The 12,261-nt window shown below is 59.2% G+C and carries 12 protein-coding genes; 10 read left to right on the forward strand and 2 right to left on the reverse strand.

The features are described from left to right. The first annotated feature begins 1 nt into the window (after position 1). The 6 genes from livF (at position 2) to ugpQ (ending at position 6,028) form a co-directional block, all read left to right on the forward strand. Complete coding sequence (gene livF / locus C1Y42_RS15540; protein ID WP_010615896.1) at positions 2-715, forward strand: high-affinity branched-chain amino acid ABC transporter ATP-binding protein LivF; 714 nt, start codon at positions 2-4, stop codon at positions 713-715. 391 nt (positions 716-1,106) lie between these two features. Further along, positions 1,107-2,423 carry a sn-glycerol-3-phosphate ABC transporter substrate-binding protein UgpB gene (ugpB, locus tag C1Y42_RS15545; RefSeq protein WP_058757579.1) on the forward strand — a complete coding sequence of 439 codons (1,317 nt, stop codon included), beginning with the start codon at positions 1,107-1,109 and terminating at the stop codon, positions 2,421-2,423. 61 nt (positions 2,424-2,484) lie between these two features. Then, positions 2,485-3,375, forward strand: coding sequence for a sn-glycerol-3-phosphate ABC transporter permease UgpA (ugpA, locus tag C1Y42_RS15550; protein WP_104093905.1), 891 nt, complete (start codon positions 2,485-2,487; stop codon positions 3,373-3,375). Next, positions 3,372-4,214, forward strand: coding sequence for a sn-glycerol-3-phosphate ABC transporter permease UgpE (gene ugpE / locus C1Y42_RS15555; protein WP_021508002.1), 843 nt, complete (start codon positions 3,372-3,374; stop codon positions 4,212-4,214). The genes ugpA and ugpE overlap by 4 nt, the downstream gene beginning before the upstream one ends. Further along, positions 4,215-5,288, forward strand: a complete 1,074-nt coding sequence (locus C1Y42_RS15560) for a sn-glycerol-3-phosphate import ATP-binding protein UgpC (RefSeq protein ID WP_021508001.1) — start codon at positions 4,215-4,217, stop codon at positions 5,286-5,288. Then, positions 5,285-6,028, forward strand: a complete 744-nt coding sequence (gene ugpQ, locus C1Y42_RS15565) for a glycerophosphodiester phosphodiesterase (protein ID WP_021508000.1) — start codon at positions 5,285-5,287, stop codon at positions 6,026-6,028. Before C1Y42_RS15560 ends, ugpQ begins: the two co-directional genes overlap by 4 nt. On the opposite strand, the gene C1Y42_RS15570 is transcribed toward ugpQ, so the two are convergent. Continuing rightward, positions 6,025-6,321, reverse strand: coding sequence for a DUF2756 domain-containing protein (locus C1Y42_RS15570; RefSeq protein ID WP_058780901.1), 297 nt, complete (start codon positions 6,319-6,321; stop codon positions 6,025-6,027). The genes ugpQ and C1Y42_RS15570 overlap by 4 nt on opposite strands. 203 nt (positions 6,322-6,524) lie before the next feature. Here C1Y42_RS15570 and ggt point away from each other — a divergent pair, with 203 nt between their 5' ends. Beyond that, a complete protein-coding gene (gene ggt / locus C1Y42_RS15575; protein WP_021507998.1) occupies positions 6,525-8,276 on the forward strand; it encodes a gamma-glutamyltransferase in 1,752 nt (583 codons plus the stop codon). A gap of 57 nt (positions 8,277-8,333) precedes the next feature. On the opposite strand, the gene C1Y42_RS15580 is transcribed toward ggt, so the two are convergent. Next, entirely contained in the window at positions 8,334-8,837 is a 504-nt protein-coding gene (locus C1Y42_RS15580; RefSeq protein ID WP_058770006.1) for a GNAT family N-acetyltransferase, read from the reverse strand. Positions 8,838-9,183: 346 nt separating this feature from the next. Between C1Y42_RS15580 and gntR the strand changes: the two genes are divergently transcribed. The 3 genes from gntR to gntU all read left to right on the forward strand — a co-directional run bounded on the left by gntR (position 9,184) and on the right by gntU (position 12,200). Then, complete coding sequence (gntR, locus tag C1Y42_RS15585; RefSeq protein ID WP_021507996.1) at positions 9,184-10,179, forward strand: gluconate operon transcriptional repressor GntR; 996 nt, start codon at positions 9,184-9,186, stop codon at positions 10,177-10,179. Positions 10,180-10,320: 141 nt separating this feature from the next. Further along, the gene (gntK, locus tag C1Y42_RS15590) at positions 10,321-10,857 is read left to right on the forward strand and encodes a gluconokinase (RefSeq protein ID WP_010615889.1); all 537 of its coding nucleotides are present in this window, start codon (positions 10,321-10,323) and stop codon (positions 10,855-10,857) included. Positions 10,858-10,859: 2 nt separating this feature from the next. Beyond that, on the forward strand, positions 10,860-12,200 hold the full coding sequence (gntU, locus tag C1Y42_RS15595) for a gluconate transporter (RefSeq protein ID WP_021507994.1): 1,341 nt from the start codon (positions 10,860-10,862) through the stop codon (positions 12,198-12,200). The last annotated feature ends 61 nt before the right edge of the window (positions 12,201-12,261 follow it).

Genomic DNA, 12,261 nt, shown 5'->3' on the forward strand with positions numbered 1-12,261 from the left:
CATGGCGAACCCGATTTTAACTTTGCAGGGCGTCAGCGCGCACTATGGCCCGATCCAGGCACTGCATAACATTAATCTGCACATCAGTCAGGGCGAAATCGTGACGCTGATTGGCGCGAACGGCGCGGGTAAAACCACGCTGCTCGGTACGCTGTGTGGCGAACCGCGCGCCACCAGCGGCACCATCACCTTTGATGGTAAAACCATTACCGACTGGCAGACGGCAAAAATCATGCGTGAAGCGATTGCCATCGTACCGGAAGGCCGGCGCGTATTTTCGCGCATGACGGTGGAAGAGAACCTGGCGATGGGCGGCTTTTTCGCGACGCGTCAGCAGTATCAGGAGCGCATTGAGCGCGTTTATCAGCTGTTCCCCCGGCTGGCGGAGCGCAAAGTGCAGCGCGCCGGCACCATGTCCGGCGGTGAGCAGCAGATGCTGGCGATTGGCCGCGCGCTCATGAGCCAGCCGCGCCTGCTGCTGCTGGACGAGCCGTCGCTGGGTCTGGCGCCGATCATTATCCAGCAGATTTTCGACACCATCGAACAGCTGCGTAAAGAGGGCATGACCATCTTCCTCGTCGAGCAGAACGCCAACCAGGCGCTGAAGCTGGCCGATCGCGGCTACGTGCTGGAGAATGGTCACGTGGTGCTGGAGGATAGCGGTGAAGCGTTGTTATCCAATGAAGCGGTGAGAAGCGCGTATTTAGGCGCCTGACCTGGCTTTGGTCATGACGTTGGTGCGGTGATTTGCCCTCACCCTAACCCTCTCCCGCACGCGGGAGAGGGAACCGTACGGCAGCGTTTTTCAGGCCAGGTTGCTATCCTGACATCCTCCCGGACTTCTCTCGCCCTGCAGAAGAAGGCATCAGCGCACCGCCTTTTAGCCCCCCTCCCTGTGGGAGAGGGCCGGGGTGAGGGCATCAGCGCGCACGGCCTTTCATCTCCCTCTCCCTGTGGGAGAGGGCCGGGGTGAGGGCATCAGCGCGCACTAACCCCGTCATATTCCCGTCATAATCCTGTTATTTTTCCGTCATTTCCCCGTGTCATGTTACTTCGCGAACAAAAAATGCGTGATATCGCGCGCGCCACAAGCACAGGAAACCCTTATGTCCGCTTTTACGCTTCGTCCCCGCCTGATGAGTCTGCTGCTCGGTCTGGCGATCAGCGGTAATGCGCTGGCTGCTACCGAAATCCCTTTCTGGCACTCAATGGAAGGCGAGTTAGGCAAAGAAGTCGATTCTCTGGCACAGCGTTTTAACCAGGCTCACCCGGATTACAAAATCGTTCCGACCTACAAAGGCAACTACGAGCAGAGCCTGGCCGCGGGTATCGCTGCGGTGCGCAGCGGTAAGGCACCGGCCATTCTGCAGGTTTACGAAGTGGGCACCGCCACCATGATGGCCTCTAAAGCCATCGTGCCGGTGCATGAAGTGTTTAAAGACGCCGGCGTGCCGATGGACCCGAAACAGTTTGTTCCTGCGGTTGCCGGTTACTACAGCGACAGCAACGGCCAGCTGATCTCACAGCCGTTTAACAGCTCCACGCCGGTGCTGTACTACAACAAAGACGCGTTCAAAAAAGCCGGTCTTAACCCGGATCAGCCACCGAAAACCTGGCAGGCGCTGGCGCAGGATGCCGCCGCGCTGCGTAAAGCCGGCATGAGCTGCGGCTATGCCAGCGGCTGGCAGGGCTGGATTCAGATCGAAAACTTCAGCGCCTGGCATGGCCTGCCGGTTGCCACCAAAAACAACGGCTTTGACGGTACCGACGCGGTGCTGGAGTTCAACAAACCCGTGCAGGTGCGCCACATCCAGCTGCTGGAAGAGATGAATAAGAAAGGTGATTTCACCTACTTTGGCCGTAAAGATGAGTCGACGTCCAAGTTCTACAACGGCGACTGCGGTATCACCACCGCCTCATCCGGTTCGCTGGCCGACATTAAGCATTACGCCAAATTCAACTTTGGCGTGGGCATGATGCCGTACGATGACACCGTGCCGAACGCACCGCAGAACGCCATTATCGGTGGCGCCAGCCTGTGGGTGATGAAAGGCAAAGATGCAGCGACTTACAAAGGCGCGGCGGAGTTCATGAAGTTCCTCGCCCAGCCGGATATCGCGGCAGAATGGCACCAGAAAACCGGTTATCTGCCGATCACCACCGCGGCTTATGAGCTGACCAAACAGCAGGGCTTCTATGACAAAAACCCGGGCGCCGACATCGCCACGCGGCAGATGCTGAATAAAGATCCGCTGCCGTTCACCAAAGGGATGCGTCTGGGTAACATGCCGCAGATTCGTACCATCGTCGACGAAGAGCTGGAAGGCGTGTGGACCGGCAAACAGTCGCCACAGGCAGCGCTGGACAACGCGGTGAAACGCGGCAACGAACTGCTGCGTCGCTTTGAACAGCAAGTGAAGTAATTCCGTAATGGCGGGATGGACGGGTAAGTCCGTCCCGCTGTCTCTTTCTGACGAGCCTGCTATGTCCTCATCATCACGTCCGGTTTTCCGCGCCCGTTTGTTGCCGTATCTGCTGGTGGCCCCGCAGCTGGCGATCACCGCGATCTTTTTTCTCTGGCCCGCCGGAGAGGCGCTGTGGTACTCGCTGCAAAGCATCGATCCGTTTGGCATCTCCAGCACCTTTGTTGGCCTTAATAACTTCCGCCGCCTGTTCAGTGACGACTACTACCTTGATTCGTTCTGGACCACCCTCGTGTTTAGCGCGCTGGTGACGGTATGCGGCATGACATTCTCGCTGCTGCTGGCGGCGCTGGTGGATTACGTTATCCGGCTGAAAAAGCTCTATCAGACGCTGCTGCTGCTGCCGTATGCGGTAGCGCCGGTGGTTGCGGCAGTGCTGTGGATGTTTCTGTTCAATCCGGGGCTGGGGCTGTTCAGCCATCTGCTGAACCAGTTTGGCTACAACTGGAACTATGCGCAGAACAGCGGTCAGGCGATGTTCCTGATTGTACTTGCGTCGATCTGGCAGCAAATGAGCTACAACTTCCTGTTTTTCTTTGCCGCGCTGCAGTCCATTCCTAAATCGCTGGTGGAAGCCGCGGCGATTGACGGTGCCGGACCGGTGCGCCGTTTCTTTCATCTGTCGCTGCCGCTGATTACGCCGGTCAGCTTTTTCCTGCTGGTGGTGAATCTGGTTTACGCCTTTTTCGACACCTTCCCGGTGATCGATGCCGCTACCGGCGGCGGGCCGGTCCAGGCCACCACCACGCTGATCTACAAAATCTATCGCGAAGGCTTCACCGGACTCGATCTCTCGTCGTCCGCCGCGCAGTCGGTGGTGCTGATGCTGCTGGTTATCGGCCTGACCATTCTGCAATTCCGCTTTGTCGAGCGTAAGGTGCAATACCAATGATTGAAAACCGACGCGGGCTGGATATCTTCGCCCACACGCTGCTGGCGCTGGGGGTGCTGACCATTCTGTTCCCGCTGTACGTGGCGTTTGTCGCCGCGACGCTGGATAACAACGCGGTGTATCAGGTGCCGATGACGCTGGTGCCGGGCCCGCATCTCATCGACAACATCACCCACATCTGGCGCGATGGCGTCAACGGCAGCGCGGCGTTTGGCCTGATGATGCTGAACAGCCTGATCATGGCGCTGGGCATCACCGTGGGCAAAATCACGGTGTCGATGCTCTCGGCGTTTGCGCTGGTGTGGTTTCGCTTTCCGCTGCGCACGCTGTTTTTCTGGCTGATCTTTATCACCCTGATGCTGCCGGTAGAAGTGCGTATTTTCCCGACGGTGGAGGTGATCTCCACGCTGCACATGCTGGACAGTTACAGCGGTCTGACATTGCCGCTGATGGCCTCCGCGACCGCCACGTTCCTGTTCCGCCAGTTTTTTATGTCGCTGCCGGATGAGCTGATTGAAGCGGCGCGCATTGACGGCGCCAGTCCGATGCGTTTTTTCTGGGATATCGTGCTGCCGCTGTCAAAAACCAATCTCGCCGCGCTGTTTGTCATCACCTTTATTTACGGCTGGAACCAGTATCTGTGGCCGCTGCTGATCATCAACGATGCCGGCCTGAGCACTGCCGTGGCGGGGGTGAAAAGTATGATCAACACCAGCGGCGGTCCGACGCAGTGGAACGAAGTGATGGCGGCGATGTTATTAACCCTGATCCCACCGGTGGTGGTGGTGCTTGTGATGCAGCGCGCTTTTGTGCGTGGCCTGGTGGAGAGTGAGAAATAGATGGCAGCGGTAACCCTTCAGACCGTTACGAAATCGTATGACGGCAAAAACCAAATCATTCAGCCGCTGAACATCACCATCAATGACGGTGAATTTATGGTGATGGTCGGCCCATCCGGCTGTGGAAAATCGACGCTGCTGCGCATGGTGGCCGGGCTGGAGCGCGTCACGTCGGGCGATATCTACATCGATGATCGGCGCGTCACCGACATGGAGCCGAAAGATCGCGGCATCGCCATGGTATTCCAGAATTACGCGCTCTACCCGCACATGACGGTGGGAGAAAACATGGCTTACGGCCTGAAGATCCGCGGCATGGGCAAGGAACAGATTACCCAGCGGGTGATGGATGCGGCGCGCAGTCTGGAGCTTGATCACCTGTTGCAGCGCCGTCCGCGCGAGCTCTCCGGCGGCCAGCGTCAGCGCGTGGCCATGGGCCGCGCCATCGTGCGGGAACCGGCAGTGTTTCTGTTTGATGAGCCGCTGTCGAACCTGGATGCGCGCCTGCGAGTGCAGATGCGTCTGGAGCTGCAGCAACTGCACCGCCGGCTGAAAACCACCAGCCTGTACGTCACGCACGATCAGGTTGAAGCCATGACGCTGGCGCAGCGCGTGATGGTGATGAATAAAGGCGTGGTGGAGCAGGTGGGCACGCCGGTGGAGGTGTATGAGCGTCCGGCCAGTCAGTTTGTTGCGTCGTTCATTGGTGCGCCGGCGATGAACCTGCTACCCGGTCAGATCAATAGCGATGGCTCGCGCTTTACGCTCGACGCGCTCAACAGCCTGCCGCTCGGCGCCGGCAAAGCGCGATGGGCCAACCGTCCGCTGACGCTCGGCATTCGTCCCGAGCATATTCAGCTCAGCAGCCGTGAGGCCGGCGGTGTGCCGCTGGTGGTGGATACGCTGGAGATCCTCGGCGCGGACAATCTTGCGCATGGCCACATTGGCAACACGCGGCTGGTGGTGCGTTTGCCGCACAGCGAGCGGCCGCAGGCTGGCAGCAGCCTGTGGCTACAACTGCCGCCAGATGCGTTACACTTCTTCGATTCTACCCATGGAAAGCGTCTGGAATGAGTGTAAAAAACTGGCCCTATCCGCACATTGTTGCGCATCGCGGCGGCGGCAAGCTGGCCCCGGAAAACACCCTGGCGGCGATTGATGTCGGCGCGCACTACGGTCATACCATGATCGAATTCGACGCCAAACTGTCACAGGATAAGCAGATTTTCCTGCTGCACGATGACACGCTGGACCGCACCAGCAACGGCTGGGGCGTGGCGGGCGATCTGCCGTGGCAGCAGCTGGCGCAGCTGGATGCCGGCAGCTGGTTTAGCCGTGAATTTGACGGTGAACCGCTGGCATTGCTGAGCGAGGTGGCGGCGCGCTGCCGCCAGCATCAGATGATGGCCAACATTGAGATCAAACCCAGCAGCGGTACCGAGGTGGAAACCGGACGTGATGTGGCGCTGGCCGCACGAACGCTGTGGCAGGGACAAACGGCACCGCTGCTGTCCTCGTTCTCGTACGCGGCGCTGGAAGCGGCGATGCAGGCCGCGCCGGAGCTGCCGCGCGGCCTGCTGCTGGATGAGTGGCACGACGACTGGCAGGCGCTGACCGCCGCACTCGACTGCGTCTCCATCCATTTAAATCATCGCTTGCTGGACGCCGGACGCACCGCCGCGCTTAAAGCCGCCGGTCTGCGTATTCTGGTGTATACCGTGAATCAGCCCGCGCGGGCGCGCGAGCTGCTGAGCTGGGGCGTGGATGCCATCTGTACCGATCGCATTGATGCTATCGGCCCGGACTTCCGTTAATTGCCGTACTGCGTCTGCGCATTGCTGTTCTGCTGGCCCGGCTGCGACTGAATCACGCGCTGCCGGGCGCTATCGCGCCGCTCCTGCAGCTTACGCTGCATCTCCTGATTTTGCTGCTGCTGATCCTGACGCAACTGCTGCTGCTGTTGCTGCTGCTGGATCTGCATGCGCGTCTGCATCCGCTGCTGGCTTGGGTTATAGCCGGGTTGATTCGGTTGGTTAGTGTTGTTCAGCATGTTCGCCATGCCGCTCAGCGGCATCAGTGCCGCGATAACAATCAGCCATTTTTTCATGGTGTTCCTCCATCAGTGCGGCCTGCTGTGTGAGGTTGCTCGCCACCCGGCAGCAACCGCCGCAACCATAAGTTTATGCGATATCACAAACCCCAAAACCAGGAGTGCACCTAATTTGGCTTAACTGCTATCTTTTTTACAGTATTTGCAAACACTTGCAGCAATCAATAACAAATGTAAACAACTGAAAGGATGGTGGCGGGATGAGGATACATAACGGTGTGCGCCAGTTTGGCTGGGCGCTATTAATGAGTTTTACCGTGGTGCAGGGGGCGCAGGCAGCGCCAGCCAGCGCACCGCCGGTGTCATATGGCGTCGACAGCGACACCTTTCACCCGGTGAAAGCGCAGCACGGAATGGTTGCATCAGTGGACGCCATGGCAACCCGGGTGGGCGTCGATATCCTCAAACAGGGGGGTAACGCGGTAGATGCAGCGATTGCGGTGGGCTTTGCGCTGGCGGTCACTCACCCGCAAGCGGGCAACCTGGGCGGCGGCGGCTTTATGCTGCTGCGCACCGCTGCCGGCCGCACCACCGCCATTGATTTCCGCGAGATGGCGCCGGCGCGTGCCTCGCGCGATATGTTCCTTGATAAGCAGGGCAACGCGGATAGTAAGTTATCACTCACTTCTCATCTGGCTTCCGGCACGCCGGGCACCGTAGCCGGTTTTGCCCTGGCGGCGCAAAAGTACGGCACGCTGCCGCTCAGCACGCTGCTGGCGCCGGCGATCAAGCTGGCGCGCGACGGCATCATTGTTAACGATGCGCTGGCTGACGATCTCGCTACCTATGGTAAAGAGAACCTGATCAACCACGACAACAGTCGCGCCATTTTCTACAAAGCCGACGGTCAGCCTTACCAGAAGGGCGATCGCCTGGTGCAGAAAAACCTCGCGCACAGCCTGCAGCTGATTGCCCAGCAGGGGCCGGATGCGTTCTACAAAGGCAAAATTGCCGATGAGATCGCTGCCGAAATGGCGCAGCACGGCGGACTGATTGGCAAGGCGGATCTGGCGGCCTACCGCGCAGTGGAACGCAAGCCGGTAAGCGGCAGCTACCGTGGCTACGAGGTGTTCTCCATGCCGCCACCGTCGTCCGGCGGCATTCATATTGTGCAGATCCTCAATATCCTGGAAAACTTCGACCTGGCGAAATGGGGCTTCGGCAGCGCGGACGCGATGCAGGTTATGGCCGAAGCGGAAAAATATGCCTACGCCGACCGCTCCGAGTATCTCGGCGATCCCGACTTCGTTAAGGTGCCGCAGCAGGCGCTGACCAGCAAAGCCTACGCCAAAACGCTGGCCCAGCAGATTGACGTCAACAAGGCGCGCCCCTCAGCCGACATCAAGCCCGGCAAGCTGGCACCGTACGAGAGCAATCAAACCACTCACTTCTCGGTGGTGGATAAAGACGGCAACGCGGTGGCGGTGACCTATACGCTGAATACCTACTTTGGCAGCGGCGTGGTGGCCGGAAACAGCGGCATTCTGATGAACAATGAAATGGATGACTTCTCCGCCAAGCCGGGCACGCCAAACGTGTATGGTCTGGTGGGCGGTGAGGCGAACGCGATTCAGCCGGCCAAACGTCCGCTGTCATCAATGTCGCCGACCATTGTAGCGAAAGACGGTAAAACCTGGCTGGTGACCGGCAGCCCGGGCGGCAGTCGGATTATCACCACGGTGCTGCAAATGGTGGTGAACAGTATCGATTTCGGCATGAACGTGGCGGAAGCCACCAATGCGCCGCGCTTCCACCATCAGTGGCTGCCGGATCAGCTGCGCGTCGAGAAGGGCTTCAGCCCGGATACGCTGCGTCTGCTGGAAGCAAAAGGTCAGCATGTCAAAGTGCTGCCGGCGATGGGCAGCACGCAGAGCATCATGATTGGCCCGGACGGCATGCGCTACGGCGCGTCCGACCCACGCTCGGTGGATGATTTGAGTGCCGGGTATTAACGTCGCGCAATAAATTGCGCCGCTACCTCACCGTGCACCGGCCGGTAGCGGCGCGATTCATCGCGCATTCCCTTTCAGACGCGCCATGTAGTGCGTATCGATCATCTGGCCGTCGCGGACCGCGAAACCTCTGGCGGTACCTTCAATCTCAAAACCAAACTGCTGATACAAACCCATGGCCTGGTGGTTATCCGCAAACACCGTCAGTTCAATCCGCGTGACCTGCAGCCAGTTGTCGCACAGATCCACCATCGCCGCCATCAGCGCTTTACCCACGCCGCGCCGATGGAATGCCGGATCAACGCCCATGCCGATAGTGGCGCAGTGACGGCGGCGTGCCACCGCCATAACTTCCAGCGTCAGCTGACCGACAACCTGCCCGTCAATACAGGCCACCAGCATGGTGACATGGGGACGGGGATTCGCGAGCCGCTCCTGCCAGAGTGACGGTGACTGATACGGCAGATGCAGCGTGCCCGCCTGGGTTTCCGGCTGGCTATAGATACGCGTCAGAACGGCGGCATCTTCGGGCGTTGCGTGACGAACAGTAACCTGACTCATAAAGCAGCTCCTTGCACTCAGTGAATGAAATCCCCTTTAACATCAGGGAATTCGCGCGCAACGTCAACGGTAAAAAAATCGGGAAAGGGCTTTACAGACGCGAATGATAATGATTATTATTGTCAACGCGAATCCGGCTGCGTCTCCTGACAAACCGGGTAAGCACGACATTGCTCACATTGCTTCCAGTGTTTCTTAGCCAGCTCGGGTGCTGGCTTTTTTTTGCCTGCGCCTCAGCCGAACGCCGTCCTCAGCATTTTATCCCTCTTCTCCTTCCGTGGCCGCAACGGCATAACATGACAAAAAAATGATAAACTCAGCGTATCTCTGACCTCAGGCGCACACGATGAAGAAGAAAAGACCGGTATTACAGGATGTTGCCGATCGCGTCGGCATCACAAAAATGACCGTCAGCCGCTACCTGCGGAACCCCGATCAGGTCTCTGCGGCGCTGCGCGACAAAATCGCCGTGGCGCTGGATGAACTCGGCTATATCCCCAACCGTGCGCCCGACATGCTCTCTAACGCCACCAGCCGCGCGATTGGCGTGTTGCTACCCTCGCTCACCAACCAGGTGTTTGCCGACGTGCTGCGCGGCATTGAAACCGTGACCGATGAAGCGGGCTATCAGACGCTGGTGGCGCACTTCGGCTATAACCCGCACAAAGAGGAGCTGCAGCTGCGTTCGCTGCTGGGCTGGAACATTGATGGCGTGATCCTGACCGAACGTTCCCACACGCCGGGCACGCTGCGCATGCTGGAAGTGGCGGGCATTCCGGTGATCGAAATGATGGATTGCGTCACGCCGTGTCTTGATATGGCCGTGGGCTTCGACAACGTCGAGGCGGCGCGGCAGATGACGCATGCTATCCTCAGGAAAGGCCATCGTCACACCGTCTATCTGGGCGCGCGCCTCGATGAGCGTACGCTGCAAAAGCAGCAGGGCTACGAACAGGCGATGCGCGAAGCCGGGCTGACGCCACACAGCGTCATGATGGAAGATGCCTCCTCCTTCAGCGCCGGTGCCCAGTTGCTGCGCGAGGCGCAGAAGCGCTATCCGCACACTGACAGCCTGTTCTGTACCAATGATGACCTGGCGGTAGGCGCGATGTTTGAGTGCCAGCGCCAGGGGTTGCGCGTGCCGGAGCAGATGGCGATCGCCGGCTTTCACGGCCACGACATCACGCAGGTGGTCAATCCGCGGCTGGCTACGGTGCTGACGCCACGCGAACGCATGGGGCGTGAATCAGCCGCCATGCTGCTGGCGCGGATTGGCGGCGATCGCAGCGTGACCGCGCCGCTGGATGTCGGTTTTGAGATTGCCGAAGGTGGCAGCATCTGATTTTGGCGATTTTTTGAGTCAGTTCACACTTTCGTGCTTTTCCGCCTGACAAGGGTTGCCAGCGTCTGAGTGCGCTCGGACAATGGCAATCAAAATTGTTATCGGTAACATTGGCAGCTTAACCTGCCGGAGCGCAAAACCATGACCACGCCATCTCCATCGCACCACGTCTTTATCCTGATGGGTGTTTCCGGCAGCGGAAAGTCTGCCGTCGCCAATCAGGTGTCTCATCAGCTCAGCACCGCGTTTCTGGATGGTGACTTCCTGCATCCGCGCAGCAACATTACCAAAATGGCGGAAGGCCATCCGCTGAACGACGACGATCGCCAGCCGTGGCTGCAGGCGCTGAATGATGCGGCGTTCGCGATGCAGCGTACCCAGGCGATCTCGATCATCGTCTGTTCAGCGCTGAAAAAGTCCTATCGTGACATCCTGCGTCAGGGCAATCACAACCTGAAATTCATCTATCTGAAGGGTGATTTTGCCACCATTGAGTCTCGTCTCAAGGCGCGCAAAGGCCACTTCTTCAAACCGCAGATGCTGGTGACACAGTTTGAAACCCTGCAGGAACCGGGTGCCGACGAGCCGGATGTACTGGTTGTCGATATCAATCACTCACTGGATGAGGTAGTTGCGGCCACGGTTGCGACCATCGAGGGCGCAATCAACAAGGGCTAGTCATGAGTACCGCAACGCTGGTGTTAACCGCAGCAGGCTCTGTCCTGCTGCTGCTGTTTTTGGTGATGAAAGCGCGGATGCACGCCTTTGTCGCCCTGATGTTAGTATCGATGGGTGCCGGTCTGTTCTCCGGTATGCCGCTGGATAAAATTGCCGAGACCATGCAAAAAGGCATGGGCGGCACGCTCGGCTTTCTCGCCATTGTGGTGGCGCTGGGCGCCATGTTCGGCAAAATTCTGCATGAAACCGGTGCGGTCGATCAGATCGCCATTCGCATGCTGAAAACCTTTGGCGAGCGGCGCGCGCACTATGCGATGGGCATTGCCGGGCTGATCTGTGCGCTGCCGCTGTTCTTTGAAGTGGCCGTGGTGTTGTTGATCAGCATCGCCTTCGCGGTGGCACGTCGTACCCACGATAATCTGGTTAAACTGGTGATCCCGCTGTTTGCCGGTGTCGCCGCCGCGGCGGCCTTTTTGCTGCCCGGACCGGCACCGATGCTGCTGGCGGCGCAGATGCACGCTGACTTTGGCTGGATGATCCTGCTGGGGCTGTGCGCGGCGATCCCCGGCATGCTGATTGCCGGTCCGCTGTTCGGCAACCTGATTGCGCGCCATGTGACGTTCAGCGCGCCGCCGGAAGATCATCAGCCGGACGTCAGCGAGGGCCAGCTGCCGTCGTTTGGCTTTAGCCTGTCGCTGATTCTGTTCCCGCTGCTGCTGGTCGGGCTGAAAACCATCGGCGCGCGCTTTACCACACCGGATTCACGTCTGTATGCATGGCTGGAGTTTATCGGCCATCCGTTTACCGCCATCCTGCTGGCGCTGCTGGTAGCGATTTACGGCCTGGCTTACCGTCAGGGCATGGATAAAGAGAAGGTGATGCAGGTATGCGGCAGCGCGCTGCAGCCGGCGGGGATTATCCTGCTGGTGATTGGTGCGGGCGGCGTGTTCAAGCAGGTGCTGGTGGATTCCGGCGTTGGCCCGGTGCTGGGCCACGCGCTGACCGGTGCCGGCATGCCGATTGCGCTGGCCTGTTTTATTCTCTCCGGCGCGATTCGGGTGATTCAGGGCTCGGCCACGGTGGCCTGTTTAACCACCGTCGGTCTGGTGATGCCGGTGATTGAACCGTTGCATTACAGCGGTGCGCAGCTGGCGGCGCTGTCGATCTGCATCGGCGGCGGCTCGATTATTATCAGCCACGTCAACGATGCCGGTTTCTGGCTGTTTGGTCGCTTCACCGGTGCCACCGAAGGCGAGACGCTGAAGACCTGGACGCTGATGGAGACGATTCTCGGCACCACCGGCGCCATCGTCGGGATGATCGCGTTTAGTTTGTTGTCGTAATGGCAATGCGCAATAAATTGCGCCGTTACAGATTAATGCACAGCCTGTAGCGGCGCGATTT

This window comes from Pantoea sp. ICBG 985 (assembly GCF_002928365.1).
In the GTDB taxonomy this organism is placed as follows: Bacteria; Pseudomonadota; Gammaproteobacteria; order Enterobacterales; family Enterobacteriaceae; genus Pantoea; species Pantoea dispersa.

Coding starts and splice junctions, on each gene's coding strand:
- livF (WP_010615896.1), top strand. CDS start 2: ATGGCGAACCCGATTTTAACTTTGCAGGGCGTCAGCGCGCACTATGGC.
- ugpB (WP_058757579.1), top strand. CDS start 1,107: ATGTCCGCTTTTACGCTTCGTCCCCGCCTGATGAGTCTGCTGCTCGGT.
- ugpA (WP_104093905.1), top strand. CDS start 2,485: ATGTCCTCATCATCACGTCCGGTTTTCCGCGCCCGTTTGTTGCCGTAT.
- ugpE (WP_021508002.1), top strand. CDS start 3,372: ATGATTGAAAACCGACGCGGGCTGGATATCTTCGCCCACACGCTGCTG.
- C1Y42_RS15560 (WP_021508001.1), top strand. CDS start 4,215: ATGGCAGCGGTAACCCTTCAGACCGTTACGAAATCGTATGACGGCAAA.
- ugpQ (WP_021508000.1), top strand. CDS start 5,285: ATGAGTGTAAAAAACTGGCCCTATCCGCACATTGTTGCGCATCGCGGC.
- C1Y42_RS15570 (WP_058780901.1), bottom strand. CDS start 6,321: ATGAAAAAATGGCTGATTGTTATCGCGGCACTGATGCCGCTGAGCGGC.
- ggt (WP_021507998.1), top strand. CDS start 6,525: ATGAGGATACATAACGGTGTGCGCCAGTTTGGCTGGGCGCTATTAATG.
- C1Y42_RS15580 (WP_058770006.1), bottom strand. CDS start 8,837: ATGAGTCAGGTTACTGTTCGTCACGCAACGCCCGAAGATGCCGCCGTT.
- gntR (WP_021507996.1), top strand. CDS start 9,184: ATGAAGAAGAAAAGACCGGTATTACAGGATGTTGCCGATCGCGTCGGC.
- gntK (WP_010615889.1), top strand. CDS start 10,321: ATGACCACGCCATCTCCATCGCACCACGTCTTTATCCTGATGGGTGTT.
- gntU (WP_021507994.1), top strand. CDS start 10,860: ATGAGTACCGCAACGCTGGTGTTAACCGCAGCAGGCTCTGTCCTGCTG.